Origin of the sequence: Streptomyces shenzhenensis (genome assembly GCF_003688995.1) — a bacterium.
Lineage (GTDB): Bacteria > Actinomycetota > Actinomycetes > Streptomycetales > Streptomycetaceae > Streptomyces > Streptomyces shenzhenensis_A.
In genome coordinates, this window is sequence record NZ_PENI01000035.1 from 68,021 (window position 1) to 82,730 (window position 14,710).

Sequence of the window (14,710 nt, forward strand, 5' to 3'; positions counted from 1 at the left end):
AAGGTGTCGTTCAGGGAGCGTTGAGGAGTGACCGAGGCGGAGGACCGCAAGCCTCGCTCGGACGAGGCGAGGACCACGTACGACCCCGAGGTCACGTCCGAGTTCGCCGTTCCTGCGGGTCTCGCGGTCCCGAGGGCCGGTACCGAGTCCGAGACGACGTCCGAGTTCGCCGTGCCGGAGGGGCTGGAGGCGCCGCAGCCGGCGAGCGCCGAGCCGGAGGGGTCGGCGTTCAGCCTGCCCAGCGGCTACAGCGCCCAGCACGGTCCGATGGTGTTCACGCCGCCCGGCGGTGTCCCGGCGGTCAGCCTGACCAAGGACGCGCCCTGGCAGGACCGGATGCGCACGATGCTGCGGATGCCGGTGACCGAGCGGCCGGCGCCGGAGCCGGTGCACAAGGCGGAGGAGGGCGGCCCGGCCGTCCCGCGCGTGCTCGACCTGACCCTGCGCATCGGCGAACTGCTGCTGGCGGGCGGGGAGAACGCCGAGGACGTGGAGGCCGCGATGTTCGCGGTGTGCCGGTCCTACGGGCTCGACCGGTGCGAGCCCAATGTCACCTTCACGCTGCTGTCGATCTCGCACCAGCCGTCGCTGGTGGACGACCCGGTGACGGCCTCGCGGACGGTGCGCAGGCGGGGCACCGACTACACGCGGCTGGCGGCCGTCTTCCAACTCGTGGACGATCTCTCCTACCCGGAGACGCATGTGTCCCTGGAGGAGGCCTACCGGCGGCTCGCGGAGATCCGCCGCAACCGGCACCCCTACCCGGGCTGGGCACTGACCGCGGCGAGCGGGCTGCTGGCCGGCGCCGCCTCCGTCCTGGTCGGCGGCGATCTGATCGTGTTCTTCGCCGCCGCGCTGGGCGCGATGCTCGGCGACCGGCTCGCCTGGCTGTGCGCGGGGCGTGGGCTGCCGGAGTTCTACCAGTTCACGGTGGCCGCGATGCCGCCGGCCGCGATCGGGGTGGCGCTCACGCTGGCGCACGTCGACGTGCGGGCGGCGGCCGTGATCACCGGTGGGCTGTTCGCGCTGCTGCCCGGGCGGGCGCTGGTGGCGGGCGTGCAGGACGGTCTGACGGGCTTCTACATCACCGCGTCCGCGCGGCTGCTTGAGGTCATGTACTTCTTCGTCGGCATCGTCATCGGGGTGCTGATCGTCCTGTACTTCGGGGTGAAGGTGGGCGGCCAGCTCAACCCGGAGGCGGCGCTGAACATCGAGGAGCGGCCGCTGCTGCAGATCGCGGCGGCGATGCTGCTGTCGCTGACCTTCGCCGTGCTGCTCCAGCAGGAGCGCTCCACGGTGCTGCCCGTCACCCTCAACGGGGGCGTCGCCTGGTCGGTGTACGGCGCGATGCACTACGTCGGCGACATCTCACCGGTCGCCTCCACGGCGGTGGCGGCGGGTCTGGTGGGCCTGTTCGGGCAGTTGCTGTCACGCTTCCGGTTCGCGTCCGCGCTGCCGTACACGACGGCGGCGATCGGCCCGCTGCTGCCGGGTTCGGCCACCTACTTCGGTCTGCTGTCCATCGCGCAGAACGAGGTCGACAAGGGGCTGGTGTCGCTGGCGAAGGCCGCGTCCCTCGCCATGGCCATCGCGATCGGGGTCAACCTCGGGGCGGAGATCTCGCGGCTGTTCCTGCGGGTGGGCTCCGCCGGGAAGCGGCGGGCGGCCAAGCGGACCAGGGGCTTTTGAACGGCCGTTCGAGCGGCCGGTGACTCGCCCGGGAGGGCGGGCCCCGCCCTGCGGGAACGAGGCCACGGCCGTCCCGCACCGGGCCCGGGCATCGGCCGGGAGCACGCGGACGGCACCCCGGCGGCGGGCCCCGCGGGCAAGGCGATCCGGCCCCCGGGGCCCCTGGGCGCGGGGGCGGTCAGGGGCGGTAGTTGCCCTGCGGGGAGTCGTACGGGTACTGCTGCCGGCCGTGTCCCCCGTTGTCGTTGCCCTGCTCGCCGTACCCCTGGTCGCCGTAGGCCTGGTTGCCATAGCCCTGGTCGCCGTACCCCCGGCTGCCATAGCCCTGGTCGCCGTACCCCCGGCTGCCATAGCCCTGGTCGCCGTACGCCTGATTGCCGTAACCCTGGTTGCCGTAGGCCCGGTTGTCCTGGCCCTGGTTCCAGTTGCCGTACGGGTCCTGGGGCTGCTGCTGCGGCTGCTGCTGTGCCTGCTGCTCATAGGCCGGCTCGATCCGGCGCAGTTGGGTCGTGGCGTCGTCCATGGCCGGGGGCTGCTGCTGGAAGGGCTGCTGCGCGGCGGGCTCGGCGGGCGGGTTGTTCTTGTTCTTGGAGCGGGCCCGCAGGAACTCGATGATGATCGGCACGACCGAGAGCAGGACGATCAGGATGAGGATCATCTCGATGTGCTGGTTCACGAAGTCGATGTTGCCCAGCCAGGAGCCGAGCAGCGTGACGCCCGCGCCCCACAGGATGCCGCCGATGACGTTGAAGACCAGGAACGAGCGGTACTTCATGCCGCTGACGCCGGCGATGATCGGCGTGAACGTGCGCACGATGGGCACGAAGCGGGCCAGGACCAGGGACTTCGGGCCGTACTTCTCGAAGAACTCGTGCGCCTTGGTGACGTTCTCCTGCTTGAAGAGGCGGGAGTCCGGGCGGCTGAAGAGGCTCGGGCCGACCTTCTTGCCGAACATGTAGCCCGCCTGGTCGCCGAGGATCGCGGCGACGCAGATCAGGGCGATGGCCCCCCACAGCGGGAAGTCCAGCTGACCGGAGGTGATCAGCAGTCCGGCCGTGAACAGCAGCGAGTCACCTGGCAGAAAGAAGCCGATGAGCAGACCGGACTCGGCGAAGACGATGAGGAGCAGGCCCCAGATGCTGTACGTGTCCAGCAGATAATTGGGATCCAGCCAGCTCGGGCCGAGGGCAATCGTCGTCACGGTTCCGGGCTCCTGAGGGGTGAGGGCGGCGGTGGCTTTGGTGCGGCCGCACAAAGCTATCAACGCCGGGTGACCGCCTCAGGTTCCACCGGTGGCTCCGGGATGCGCTGTGGGTCCGATGGGATGAATCTGTGCGTCTCATCGCCCCGGCCCATGAGCCTCGCGGCCCTTGCCCCCTATGCGGTGTGCCGGGCGGCGTTGGCCAGGATCGCCTCCTTGAGGTGCTCGGCGAGGCCCGGCCGCATCGAGTCGTAGAAGGCCTTGAAGCGCTCGTCGGCGACGTACATCTCACCGAGGCAGCGGTGCATCTCGTGCGGGCACGCGTAGTACGACCGGGCGATGTGCCGCCGGTGCTCCTCGGCCAGGTCCATGGCCGGCTCGCCGGCCGGGGGCACGCCCGCGTCCACCAGGGCCGCGTACCGCTCGCTCCAGTCGTCGGCCTCGGCCTGGAGCCGCTTCCAGTCCTCCTTGGTGCAGCGGGCGGCGCGGCGCTGCGACTCGGCGTACGCCTCCGTGCCGCCCCAGCGCGCCTCCGCCTCCTCGGCGTACTGCTCGGGATCCTTGTCCCCGAAGACCTCGAACCGCTCCTTCGGGGTGAGGTCGATGCCCATTCTGCGTGCCTCCATGGCGTGCTCCACGGCCTCGGCCATCCGCTGCAGCTTCTCGATCCGGGCGGTCAGCAGCGCGTGCCGGCGGCGCAGGTACGCGCGCGGGTCCGCGTCCGGGTCGTCGAGCAGGACCGTGACCTCGTCGAGCGGGAAGCCGAGCTCCCGGTAGAACAGGATCCGCTGCAGCCGGTCGAGGTCGGCGTCGCTGTAGCGCCGGTGGCCCGCGTGGCTGCGGCCGCCCGGGACGAGCAGGCCGATCTCGTCGTAGTGGTGCAGGGTGCGCACCGTGACTCCGGCGAACCCGGCGACCTGTCCCACGGAGTAGCTCACTTCCGCTCCTTCTCTCGGTACGCGCTCCACGGTGCCCCCTCACGTGACGTGAGGTGCAAGCCTCTTCCCCTCGGGATGTTCGCCCGCTTACGCCCGTTTATCGTGAGCCCGTGGCCCAGGACACGGCGCGGCAGGCGCCCACCGCTCCGGCGGCTCCGGCGCACGGCCGCGACGGTCCAGGGCGTGCTCCGGGCGGACCTGCCCGACGTGCTCGGGGTCGGCCGGCACTCCGTGGCGTGGGTCTTCATCGTGCTCACCGCGACCGGGACCGCGGACGCCGTTGCGCGCGGACGGTACGGCGATGCGCTGACCGGCCGACCGACCACCCACGACTCTCCAGGAAGGCACGTCCATGGCACTGCACAAGGGTCCGCAGAAGCACGAACACCGGCGGCTGTCCGTCAACCCGTTCTTCGGGGAGGCGAATCCGGTCGGCGGCATGACCGAGGCCCCGCCCACCCACCGGCTGCCGAGCGCACCGCTCGCGCCGTCGACCGCGTACCAACTGGTGCACGACGAGCTGATGCTGGACGGCAACGCCCGGCTCAACCTGGCCACCTTCGTGACCACCTGGATGGAGCCGCAGGCCGGTGTCCTGATGGCCGAGTGCCGGGACAAGAACATGATAGACAAGGACGAGTACCCGCGCACGGCCGAGCTGGAGCGGCGCTGTGTGGCGATGCTCGCCGACCTGTGGAACGCGCCGGACCCGTCGGCCGCCGTGGGCTGTTCGACGACCGGCTCCAGCGAGGCGTGCATGCTGGCCGGCATGGCGCTCAAGCGGCGGTGGATGCAGCGCAACCAGGACCGCTATCCGTCCAGCGGGGTACGCCCCAACCTCGTCATGGGCGTGAACGTCCAGGTCTGCTGGGAGAAGTTCTGCAACTTCTGGGAGGTCGAGGCCCGCCAGGTGCCGATGGAGGGCGACCGGTACCACCTCGATCCGCAGGCCGCGGCCGAGCTGTGCGACGAGAACACCATCGGGGTCGTCGGCATCCTCGGCTCCACCTTCGACGGGTCGTACGAGCCGATCGCCGACCTGTGCGCGGCCCTGGACGACCTCCAGGAGCGCACGGGCCTGGACGTGCCGGTGCACGTGGACGGCGCGTCCGGCGGCATGGTCGCGCCGTTCCTCGACGAGGACCTGGTGTGGGACTTCCGCCTCCCGCGGGTGGCGTCGATCAACACCTCGGGGCACAAGTACGGTCTGGTCTACCCCGGCGTCGGCTGGGCGCTGTGGCGGGACAAGGAGGCGCTGCCCGAGGAGCTGGTCTTCCGGGTCAACTACCTGGGCGGCGACATGCCGACCTTCGCGCTGAACTTCTCCCGGCCCGGCGCGCAGGTGGTCGCGCAGTACTACACATTCCTGCGGCTGGGCCGCGAGGGCTACCGGGCCGTGCAGCAGTCCACCCGGGACGTGGCGGGTGCGCTCGCCGAACGGATCGCCGCGTTCGGCGACTTCCGGCTGCTGACCCGGGGCGACCAGTTGCCGGTGTTCGCGTTCACCACCGCACCGGACGTGACGTCGTTCGACGTCTTCGACGTCTCCCGGCGGCTGCGGGAGGGCGGCTGGCTGGTGCCCGCGTACACCTTCCCGCCGCACCGGGAGGATCTGTCCGTACTGCGGATCGTGTGCCGCAACGGCTTCTCGACCGACCTCGCGGACCTGTTCATCGAGAACCTGGGCCGTCTCCTGCCCGAACTGCGCCGCCAGCCACACCCCCTGACCCAGGACAAACAAGCAGCCACGGGCTTCCACCACTGACACCCAGAGGCAGCGCCCAAAGGGGCGCGGGGAACTGCGTGACAAGCCACGACGAAGCCGCAGCAGACCGGCGGCGCACCCCGGCAGCGGGCGACCGTGAGGTCGATGTGATCAGCGGTCGTCCTCCGGATGCGGCTCACCCGTCGCGTACGGGTTCTCCTCGTCCTCCGTGAGCACCCCGACGAACGGGGCGCCCTCCCCCGCGAAGGTGTACGCGCCCGCCTCGATGCGCTCGATCAGCCCCCGTGTCCACTCGGCCTCCCCGTCGGCTGTGTGGAGCCAGAGGTTCATGATCTCGCCGATGTGCCCGTACTGCCCCGGGCCGTCCTCGGGTACATAGTGCTCGGTGACGGTGGCGCGCCACTCCTCGATCCGCCGGATCCGCTCCGTCAGCAGCGCCACCGCCTCGGCCCGCGGCAGGTCGACGATGAAGCCGATGGCGGCCGACTTGACGTCCATCCGCTGGTCGTACGAGGTCAGCGCCTCGCGCACCAGCCGGAAGTACTCCGCGGTGCCCGCCTCGGTGATCTCGTACTCCGTGCGCGGCGGGCCCCCGGCGGTGGACGGCGCGATCTCGTGCGCGCGCAGCAGGCCCTGCTTGGCCATCTGCTTCAGGGCGTGGTAGATCGAGCCGGGCTTGGCGTGGGACCACTCGTGCGCGCCCCAGTACTCCAGGTCGTTGCGCACCTGATACCCGTGGGCCCGCCCGTGCTGGCGGACCGCCCCCAGCACGAGAAGACGGATCGCTGACATGCGTTCCAGATTATGGCCCGGAGATCACCCGCCCCGCCCGAGGCCTCGCCCCAGCACGGTGGCCCCGAGGGGGACCGTCGAGTCTCGGGGACCCCCGTTCCCAGGCGTCGCTAGAAGGGGAACCTGCTTCTGCCGTGCTGTACCGAGATCCACTTCAGGGTGGTGAACGCGTCCAGCGTCGGCTCGCCGTTCAGCCGGCCGATTCCGGAGTCCGTCTCGCCGCCGAACGGCACCAGCAACTCGTCGTGGATCGTGCCGTCGTTCACGTGGAACATCCCGGTGTCGACCCGCTTGGCGAACGCCACGCCCCGCTCGATGTCGGCCGTGTGCACGGCGCCGCTCAGCCCGTGCGGGGTGTCGTTGACGATCCGGACCGCCTCCTCCTCGCCGTCGAACGGGACGAGCAGGGCGACGGGGCCGAAAATCTCCTTGCGCAGCAGCGAGGAGCGGGTCGGAACGTCCGTCAGAACGGAGGGCTCCACCAGGTTGTCGGTCGTCGTGCCGCGCACCAGGACGGTGGCACCCTCGGCCACGGCCTGCTCGATGGCGGCCGAGATGGCGTTCGCCTGGAGCGAGTTGATGACCGGTCCGATGACCGTCTGCGGGTCGCTCGGGTCGCCCGTCTTCAACGTCCTGACCTTGGCCACGAACTTCTCGGTGAACTCGTCGGCGACCGAGCGGTCCACCAGGACCCGGTTGGCGGCCATGCAGACCTGGCCCTGGTCGGCGTACCGGCTGAAGACGGCCGCCTCGACCGCGTAGTCGATGTCGGCGTCGTCGAGGACCACCATCGCGCTGTTGCCGCCCAGTTCCAGCACCGTCCGCTTGAGCTGCCCCGCGCAGACGGTGGCGATGTGCCGGCCCACCTTGTCGGAGCCGGCGAAGGAGATCACCTTGGGGACCGGGTGCTCGATGAACGCGTCGCCGATCTCGGCGATGTCGGTGAGCACCACGTTCAGCAGCCCGGCCGGCAGTCCCGCGTCCTCGAAGAGCCGGGCGAGCAACGTGCCGCCGCAGATCGGGGTGTCCTGGTGCGGCTTGAGGACGACGGCGTTGCCCAGGGCGAGCGCCGCGGCGACCGGCTTGACCGCCAGCAGGAAGGGGAAGTTGAAGGGGCTGATGACGCCGGCCACGCCGACCGGGACGCGGTAGACCCGGTTCTCCTTGCCGTCGATCGGCGAGGGCATGAACCTGCCCTCGCAGCACAGCGCCAGCTGCGCCGCCTCGCGCAGGAACTCCTTGGCGAGGTGGATCTCGAACCGCGCCTTCAGGAGCGTGCCGCCCAGTTCGGCGACGATCATCTCGGTGATCTGCTGTTCCCGCTCCTCGACCAGGCGCAGGACCCGCTCGAACAGGACGCGGCGGGTATAGGGGTTGGTCTCGGCCCACTCGCGCTGGGCGCGGGCCGCGGCCCGGTAGGCCTCATCGATCTCGTCGACGGTGGCTATGGTGATCGAGGCCAGCTTCTCGCCGTCGTACGGGTTGAAGTCGATGATGTCCCAGGAACCGGTGCCCGGACGCCACTCGCCGTCGATGTACTGCTGGGCCAGGTCGGTGAAGCAGGACGACATGTGATCCCTCGATCCCCTTGCTGCCGGAGCAGCCAGCCAGACACCCGATCAACTTCACGGTCTGATCACGCTGATCACGCGTCATCGTACTTGTGTTGTACGTGAGTTGGGGTGTCACCTGGGGATACGAATGCCCGTGGGGTCAGGTCAGGCCCGTGGGGCAGGGGCGGGATCAGGACAGCTGGAGCAGCCCCCGCAGGAGGTCGCGGCTCTCGTCCGGCCCCGGGCTGTCCTGCTGCAACTCCTTCAGCGCGTGCTCGTACTGGGCGACGTCCTCGCCCTTGTCCAGATACAGCGCACTGGTCAGCTGCTCCAGATAGACCACATCGGACAGATCGGACTCGGGGAAGCTGAGGATGGTGAAGGCGCCGCTCTCCCCGGAGTGCCCGCCGAAGCTGAACGGCATGATCTGCAGCCGCACGTTGGACCGCTCGGAGATCTCGATCAGGTGCTGGAGCTGGCCGCGCATCACCTCCCGGTCGCCGTAGGGACGGCGCAGGGCGGCCTCGTCGAGGACGATGTGGAAGTCGGGCGCGTTCTCGGCGACGAGATGTTTCTGCCGCTCCAGGCGCAGCGCGACGCGCCGCTCCACGTCGGCGACGCTCGCGCCCTTCATGCCGCGCCGCACGACCGCACGCGCGTACTCCTCGGTCTGCAGCAGGCCGTGCACGAACTGCACCTCGTACACCCTGATGAGGGAGGCGGCGCCCTCCAGGCCCACATAGGTGGGGAACCAGCTCGGCAGCACGTCGGAGTAGCTGTGCCACCAGCCGGCGACGTTCGCCTCCCGGGCGAGGGACAGCAGCGACTCGCGCTCCGCCTCGTCCGTGATGCCGTACAGGGTCAACAGGTCTTCCACGTCCCGTGTCTTGAAGCTCACCCGGCCCAGCTCCATCCGGCTGATCTTCGACTCCGAGGCACGGATCGAGTACCCCGCAGCCTCGCGCGTGATGCCGCGAGACTCACGCAGTCGCCTGAGTTGCGAGCCGAGCAGCATGCGTCGCACCACCGATCCGGGCTCTCCCGCGCTCACGTTCGCCAGCCTCCCCAACCGTCTTCAAGGGCCGAAGTCTGCCACTAAAACACTTCGAGCAGTACTCGTCCGGTTACGGAAACGGAAAGAGGTCAAAGTTTCACCGCAGGAAGGAGCAAGGAGCGGGTGAGTCAAGCCTGAGAGGTTGGCGGAAAAAATGGCCAACAAGTGGTACGGGAGGGAGCATTTCGGCCTCGTGCACGTGCATCTGCCCTTGCATCTGCTGTGCGCATCCGAAACCATGGTCCCGCGCCACCGCTGCATCGCAACGACCGCGAATTCCCGGGAGTGCCTCGCATGGGGACGAATGGATCGACCATGCTCAAGCCGCTACGGCAGGGCCTTCCGCCGCTGGATCCCGCGGCCGTGTCCAGCGCCGCCTCCTGCTCCCTGCCCGCCCGGTACGAGGCGGTCCGCGAGGCCCGGCGATTCACCCGTGGCACCCTCGAACAGTGGGACGTGGGCGACCGCTTCGACGACATATGCCTGGTCGTCTCGGAACTCGTCACCAACGCCCTGCGGCACGCGCTGCCGGGCGACGGCGGCATGGACCCGTCCGCGTCGGTGCGGCTGCACCTGATGCGCTGGGCCGAGCGGCTGGTGTGCGCGGTGCGCGACCCCAGCCACGAGACCCCGGTCGCCCGCGCCGCCGGGGACCACGCGGCGGAGTCGGGGCGCGGACTGTTCCTGGTCGAGTCCTTCAGCGACGGCTGGGGCTGGCACCCGCTCGCGGGCACCCTCAACGGCAAGGTCGTCTGGGCGCTGTTCCGGCTCCCACCGGGCGCTTGACGCGGCACGGCGCCGTCCGACGTCGCTTTTCTACGCGCGTTCCGCCGGCCTCACGCGGCGAGCGCCGGCGCCCGTCCGGGCGCCGGCGTCAGCTCGTTATCAGGTGGTCGAACTCGCCGTCCTTGATCCCGAGCAGCATCGCCTCGATCTCCGCGCGCGTGTAGACGAGCGCGGGACCGTCGGGGAAGCGGGAGTTGCGCACGGCCACGTCGCCGCCGGGCAGCCGGGCGAACTCCACGCAGGAGCCCTGCGAGTTGCTGTACCGGCTCTTCTGCCAGGCCACTCCGGCCAACTGCGTGGCAGCCATGCCGTTGTACACGTCATACCCCCCGTACACGCCGTCAACGTCGAGGTTCACAGATTGCTCCCCGCTGGTGCACTGGCTGGTGTGGCCATTGATGCAGTGGTCAACTGATCGGGATCATAACGCTGTTCATGTGCAGATGCATGGGCAGATGCACGTGCACACGGAGTGGTCCTCCGGTTACAGCTTTGACGACCCCTTTACCGAAGCCTTTCAAGCGTCTGCCCCAGGCTGCGCATGGCATGCATGCGCCAACCCCCGTCCATGATCTTCCGCGCCATCATCTGTGCCGGGTCGTCCGGGTCGAATCCCTCGTGCACTAGGAACAGACGCGTGCCGCGCCCTTCCTGTTCCAGTGTCCAGGTGATGGTCCAGTCCGCGGGACGGGCCGGATCGGCGTCCGCCCACCGGACGGACAGCATCCGCTCGACGTCGTAGGCGAGAACCCGCACGTCGACCACGCCGGAGAAGCGGGAGTTGGGGCGCGGGACCGAGGTCATCCGGTACCGGTGGCCGACCCGGAGCCGGAACTGCTCCGAGCCGGGCATCTGCCACTGCGCGAGCAGCTCGGGCTCGGTCAGGGCACGCCAGACCTTGGCGGGCGGGTGCGGGAGGAACTGGTCGACGCGGACGGTGGTGAGGTCGCCGATGTCGCCGTCCGGGGAGTGCGCGCTCATGGGCGGTCGCCGTCGGGCATACGGTCGAGCAGCTCGGCCAGCCCCTTCAGGCGGTCGCGCCAGAACCGCTCGTACGGATGGAGCCAGTCCTGCACCTCGGCGAGCGGCGCCGCCTCCAGGCGGTAGATGCGCTGCCGGCCTGAGCGCCGCTCGGAGACGAGGCCGGCCTCCCGGAGCACCTTGAGGTGCTCCGAGAGGCTGGGGCGCCGCATCGCGAAGTGCTCGGCCAGGGCCTGGACGGGCTGGGGTCCGCCGTCGCGCAGGAGGCGCAGCACCTCGCGCCGGGTGGCGCTGGCGAGCGCGGCGAAGACGCGGTCCTCGGCGTCCTCGCGGGCCCCGGTCGTCGTCATGCGTTCCTTTCCGCCTGGTGCCGAGTCTCCGTGAGCAGCATCAGACCGTTGCCGTCCGGGTCCCGGAAGGAGGCCATCCGGCCCCACGGGAACACGTCCGGGCCCTGCACGGGGGTGCCCGCCTCGGCGAGCCGCGCACAGTCGGCGTCGACATCGGTCGTCAGCAACATGATCCCCCGGGTCGAGCCGGGCCGGAAATCGCCCATGCCCGGCCCGGAGAGCGTGAAGACGGTCTGCGCGCCCTCGGGGGCGACCTGGAGCCAGCGGCCCTGGGGCGTGTCGAGGTCGGCGGTGACCCGGAAGCCGAGCACGTCGGTGTAGAAGCGCAGGGCACGGTCCTGGTCGGCGACGGGGAGCGTGACGAAGGAGGCGTGTGTGATGTTCATGCACCCGAAGATAGGTAGGAGATTCCCTACGGGTCAAGCGTAGGGAATCTCCTACCTGCCTGTGTGGGGGGTGTCACAGGGGCCGGGCGCGCTCAGCGGCTGGAGTAGGGCAGCAGGGCCATCTCCCGGGCGTTCTTGATCGCGCGGGCCAGCAGCCGCTGCTGCTGCGCGGTGACGCGTGTGACGCGGCGGCTGCGGATCTTGCCGCGGTCGGAGATGAACTTCCGCAGCAGATCGGTGTCCTTGTAGTCGATGTACTCGACCCCGGCCAGCTCCAGCGGATTGGGCCGGCTCCTGACGGGCTTGCGCTCACTCTTGCGGGACACGGCGGTCAGACCTCCAGGAGGGTGTCGAAGGCGGGCGGGAGCCGCTTCCAGGCGTCGCGCCCGGCGGCGTACTCGGCGTCGGTCAGCAGGCAGGACTCCAGCAGCCGCGCCAGTCCGTCGCGGTCGAGTCCGGGCGAGGTGAAGACGAGGTGCTGGCAGCGGTCGCCGTGCTCGGGGTGCCAGTCAAGCGCGGCGGCAGCCCGGCGCACCGGCGGGATCATGTCCCAGGCGGCGTCGGGCAGCGCGGCCAGCCACGGACCCGCGCTCTCCACGCACAGGGCCCCGCCGGCCGCGTCCCAGTGCAGCAGCGTGTCGGGCCGGTCGGCGAGCCAGAACCGCCCCCGGCTGCGGGCGGCGGCGCAGGTCACGTCCTCCAGCGCCGCGTACAGCCGCTCCGGGTGGAACGGCCGGTGCCGGCGCCAGACGAAGGTGGCGACACCGTGCGCGTCGGCCTCCGCGGGCAGCAGGGCGCAGGCCGGGTGCTGGGCCGCCGCCGCGGCCTCCACGTCGAATCCGGCGAGGGCGGCGCGGGCGAGCGCCGCGGGCGGACGGCCGCCCGCGGCCCCGTCCGCCGCGTTCGCCGCGTTCACCCCGTTCGCGCCGTCCGCCCGCCCCGCGTCCGACGGCCCTTCGGCGCCGTCCCGCGGGCGGCTGTCCGCGATCGGGACCTGCCGGGCCGTCGGGTGGAGCTGGGAGAGCAGTTCGCGGTCCTCGTCGTCGGCCTCGGGGGAATCGGCCACGGCGAGCACGGTCGCGTACTCCAGCTGGCGGGCGAAGGTGTCGGCGACCGTGCGCTGGTCGGTGGCCGCCGCCGCGAGCCCGCGCTCGGCGAGGTCGTCGCCGTTGCCGAGGTACGGCAGCACGAGGGCCGGGTCGACGGCGGTGACCACACCGGTGACGGTGAGCCCGCCCGCGGTGACCACCTCCGCCATCGCCTTGGGCTCGACCGAGTCCCACAGTTCGACGACCGCGAGCCGGGTCCGCCCGTCCTGCGCGAGCCGGCGCAGCTCGGGCACCAGGTCCTCGCGCAGCGCGCAGCACGCGCAGTCGTTGACGAGGGGCGCCTCGCCGGCGGCCAGCAGCCCGGTGGCGTCCCGGACCGTGCGCACCACGGTGCCGGCCGGGGCCGTCTCCAGGTCGTGGTGGAGTACGACGCTGCCGGGCACGTCGGCGAGGAGCCTCGCCACGGCCGTCCTGCGGGCGTCGGCGTGCAGCCCGGCGACGATCACGACCGAGAGGCTCACGCTCCGCCCCGTTTCCCGTACCGCCGCTCGAAACGCTCGACGCGCCCCGCCGTGTCCAGGACGCGGGCGGTGCCGGTGTAGAAGGGGTGGCTGACGTTCGAGATCTCGACGTCCACGACCGGGTAGGTGTTGCCGTCCTCCCACTCGACGGTCTTCTCGCTGGTCATCGTCGAGCGGGTCAGGAAGGCGTGGTTCGCGGCCCGGTCCCGGAAGACCACGGGACCGTAGGCCGGATGGATTCCCTTGCGCATGGCGGGCGTTCAGCGCTCCTCTCGGAAGTCGGCGTGCCGCCCGAGGACCGGGTCGTACTTGCGCAGGGTCATGCGGTCCGGGTCGTTGCGGCGGTTCTTGCGGGTCACGTAGGTGTAGCCGGTCCCGGCGGTGGACCGGAGCTTGATGACCGGGCGGAGTTCGTTGCGAGCCATGCTGCTATCTTACTGAAAATGAATTCCATTAACACCAGTCGACGAGGAGAGGTACGTCACCCGTGTCCGCCCACTGCATGCTGACCGGCGCACAGCCCGGCTTCGGCAACCGCATCTCCCACTCCCACCGGCGCACGTCCCGCCGCTTCGACCCCAACATCCAGACCAAGCGCTACTGGCTGCCGGGCGAGGGCCGGTACGTGCGGCTGCGGCTGAGCGCGAAGGCGATCAAGACGGTCGACGCGATCGGCGTCGAGGCGGCCGTGGCGCGCATCCGCGCGCGCGGAGTGAAGGTCTGAGGAGGCCGGAAGAACGACATGGCGAAGAAGAGCAAGATCGCGAAGAACGAGGAGCGGCAGCGGACCGTCGCCCGGTACGCCGCCCGCCGGGCCGAGCTGAAGGAGATCATCCGGCGGCCGTCCTCCACCGAGGAGCAGCGGCTCGCCGCACAGCGGGAACTGCGCGGGCAGCCGCGCGACGCCAGCGCCACGCGCGTGCGCAACCGCGACCAGGTGGACGGACGTCCGCGCGGCTACCTCCGGACCTTCGGACTGTCCCGGGTGAACCTGCGCGAGCAGGCGCACCGCGGATACCTGCCCGGTGTGAGGAAATCCTCCTGGTGAGTCCTGGTAGCTTGCTGCGGTCGTTCGACAGGCCGGCTACAGCTTGGGAGCTTCCAGTGACTTCGGCGACCAGAACGGTGCGGATCGCGGCCACGGCCGCGGGGCTGACGGGCGCGCTCGCGCTGACCTCGTGCAGCGGGGGCGGCGACTCCGAGGGCGACGCCTCGCCGCGGCCGAGCGCGTCCGCGGCCCCCTCGTCCGCCTCGGACACCGGCGGCGCCACGGCCTCGTCCGGCACCCTGCAGGGCAGCTGGCTCACCACGTCCGGCGGCAAGGCCGTGGCCCTGGTGATCACCGGCGGGCAGGCCGGGCTCTTCGCGACCGGCGGTTCCGTGTGCAGCGGGACCGCCGGCCAGGAGTCGGGCATGCAGATGATCCATCTGACCTGCGCCGACGGCAGCGAGGACCGGACGTCCGGGATGGTCGACTCCGTGACCGGGGACACCCTGAAGGTGACCTGGTCCGGCAAGCTCGGTCAGGAGACCTACGCCAAGGCCGAGGGCGGCAAGCTGCCGACGGGGCTGCCGACGGCGAACCTCGGCTCCTGAACCGGATCAGGAGGGGCGCGCGAGCGGGTGACAGCGCCACGCGTGATGATGCTGCGTACACCGTCACGACCTCGACAGGGACCCCACA

19 protein-coding genes are annotated in these 14,710 nt (G+C 70.7%); 6 read left to right on the plus strand and 13 right to left on the minus strand.

The window, feature by feature from the left end:
* The first annotated feature begins 27 nt into the window (after positions 1-27).
* A complete protein-coding gene (locus tag CTZ28_RS37395; protein WP_121894201.1) occupies positions 28-1,689 on the plus strand; it encodes a threonine/serine exporter family protein in 1,662 nt (553 codons plus the stop codon).
* A 178-nt stretch (positions 1,690-1,867) separates the two neighbouring features.
* Here CTZ28_RS37395 and CTZ28_RS37400 read toward each other — a convergent pair whose 3' ends face one another.
* A complete protein-coding gene (locus CTZ28_RS37400; protein ID WP_121894202.1) occupies positions 1,868-2,890 on the minus strand; it encodes a DedA family protein in 1,023 nt (340 codons plus the stop codon).
* A 176-nt stretch (positions 2,891-3,066) separates the two neighbouring features.
* Positions 3,067-3,828, minus strand: a complete 762-nt coding sequence (locus CTZ28_RS37405; protein WP_121894203.1) for a MerR family transcriptional regulator — start codon at positions 3,826-3,828, stop codon at positions 3,067-3,069.
* Positions 3,829-4,180: 352 nt separating this feature from the next.
* Between CTZ28_RS37405 and CTZ28_RS37410 the strand changes: the two genes are divergently transcribed.
* Positions 4,181-5,593: a glutamate decarboxylase gene (locus tag CTZ28_RS37410; protein WP_121894204.1), complete on the plus strand. Its 1,413-nt coding sequence runs from the start codon at positions 4,181-4,183 to the stop codon at positions 5,591-5,593.
* A 111-nt stretch (positions 5,594-5,704) separates the two neighbouring features.
* Here the strand turns inward: CTZ28_RS37410 and CTZ28_RS37415 are convergent, their stop codons facing one another.
* The 3 genes from CTZ28_RS37415 to CTZ28_RS37425 form a co-directional block, all read right to left on the minus strand.
* Positions 5,705-6,346, minus strand: coding sequence for a PadR family transcriptional regulator (locus CTZ28_RS37415; RefSeq protein WP_121894205.1), 642 nt, complete (start codon positions 6,344-6,346; stop codon positions 5,705-5,707).
* A 110-nt stretch (positions 6,347-6,456) separates the two neighbouring features.
* Entirely contained in the window at positions 6,457-7,917 is a 1,461-nt protein-coding gene (locus tag CTZ28_RS37420) for an aldehyde dehydrogenase family protein (protein ID WP_121894206.1), read from the minus strand.
* Between the two features lie 172 nt (positions 7,918-8,089).
* Positions 8,090-8,914 carry a helix-turn-helix domain-containing protein gene (locus CTZ28_RS37425; RefSeq protein ID WP_121894207.1) on the minus strand — a complete coding sequence of 275 codons (825 nt, stop codon included), beginning with the start codon at positions 8,912-8,914 and terminating at the stop codon, positions 8,090-8,092.
* Between the two features lie 333 nt (positions 8,915-9,247).
* Between CTZ28_RS37425 and CTZ28_RS37430 the strand changes: the two genes are divergently transcribed.
* Positions 9,248-9,739, plus strand: coding sequence for an ATP-binding protein (locus tag CTZ28_RS37430; RefSeq protein WP_259471995.1), 492 nt, complete (start codon positions 9,248-9,250; stop codon positions 9,737-9,739).
* 88 nt (positions 9,740-9,827) lie between these two features.
* On the opposite strand, the gene CTZ28_RS37435 is transcribed toward CTZ28_RS37430, so the two are convergent.
* From CTZ28_RS37435 to rpmG, 8 genes are all read right to left on the minus strand, one after another.
* A complete protein-coding gene (locus CTZ28_RS37435) occupies positions 9,828-10,046 on the minus strand; it encodes a DUF397 domain-containing protein (protein ID WP_121894241.1) in 219 nt (72 codons plus the stop codon).
* Between the two features lie 197 nt (positions 10,047-10,243).
* Positions 10,244-10,720, minus strand: coding sequence for an SRPBCC family protein (locus CTZ28_RS37440; protein WP_121894209.1), 477 nt, complete (start codon positions 10,718-10,720; stop codon positions 10,244-10,246).
* Positions 10,717-11,070, minus strand: coding sequence for an ArsR/SmtB family transcription factor (locus tag CTZ28_RS37445; RefSeq protein ID WP_121894210.1), 354 nt, complete (start codon positions 11,068-11,070; stop codon positions 10,717-10,719). The genes CTZ28_RS37440 and CTZ28_RS37445 overlap by 4 nt, the downstream gene beginning before the upstream one ends.
* A complete protein-coding gene (locus CTZ28_RS37450; RefSeq protein WP_121894211.1) occupies positions 11,067-11,456 on the minus strand; it encodes a VOC family protein in 390 nt (129 codons plus the stop codon). The genes CTZ28_RS37445 and CTZ28_RS37450 overlap by 4 nt, the downstream gene beginning before the upstream one ends.
* A gap of 92 nt (positions 11,457-11,548) precedes the next feature.
* On the minus strand, positions 11,549-11,782 hold the full coding sequence (rpsR, locus tag CTZ28_RS37455) for a 30S ribosomal protein S18 (protein WP_121894212.1): 234 nt from the start codon (positions 11,780-11,782) through the stop codon (positions 11,549-11,551).
* 5 nt (positions 11,783-11,787) lie between these two features.
* The gene (locus CTZ28_RS37460; protein WP_121894213.1) at positions 11,788-13,026 is read right to left on the minus strand and encodes a CobW family GTP-binding protein; all 1,239 of its coding nucleotides are present in this window, start codon (positions 13,024-13,026) and stop codon (positions 11,788-11,790) included.
* Complete coding sequence (locus CTZ28_RS37465; RefSeq protein WP_121894214.1) at positions 13,023-13,277, minus strand: type B 50S ribosomal protein L31; 255 nt, start codon at positions 13,275-13,277, stop codon at positions 13,023-13,025. Before CTZ28_RS37465 ends, CTZ28_RS37460 begins: the two co-directional genes overlap by 4 nt.
* 9 nt (positions 13,278-13,286) lie before the next feature.
* A complete protein-coding gene (rpmG, locus tag CTZ28_RS37470; RefSeq protein ID WP_121894215.1) occupies positions 13,287-13,451 on the minus strand; it encodes a 50S ribosomal protein L33 in 165 nt (54 codons plus the stop codon).
* 62 nt (positions 13,452-13,513) lie between these two features.
* Here rpmG and rpmB point away from each other — a divergent pair, with 62 nt between their 5' ends.
* From rpmB to CTZ28_RS37485, 3 genes are read left to right on the plus strand one after another with little or no spacing between them, the layout of a single operon-like run.
* Complete coding sequence (rpmB, locus tag CTZ28_RS37475; protein WP_121894216.1) at positions 13,514-13,750, plus strand: 50S ribosomal protein L28; 237 nt, start codon at positions 13,514-13,516, stop codon at positions 13,748-13,750.
* 18 nt (positions 13,751-13,768) lie between these two features.
* Entirely contained in the window at positions 13,769-14,074 is a 306-nt protein-coding gene (gene rpsN, locus CTZ28_RS37480) for a 30S ribosomal protein S14 (RefSeq protein ID WP_121894217.1), read from the plus strand.
* 56 nt (positions 14,075-14,130) lie between these two features.
* A complete protein-coding gene (locus CTZ28_RS37485; protein WP_183154787.1) occupies positions 14,131-14,622 on the plus strand; it encodes a hypothetical protein in 492 nt (163 codons plus the stop codon).
* The last annotated feature ends 88 nt before the right edge of the window (positions 14,623-14,710 follow it).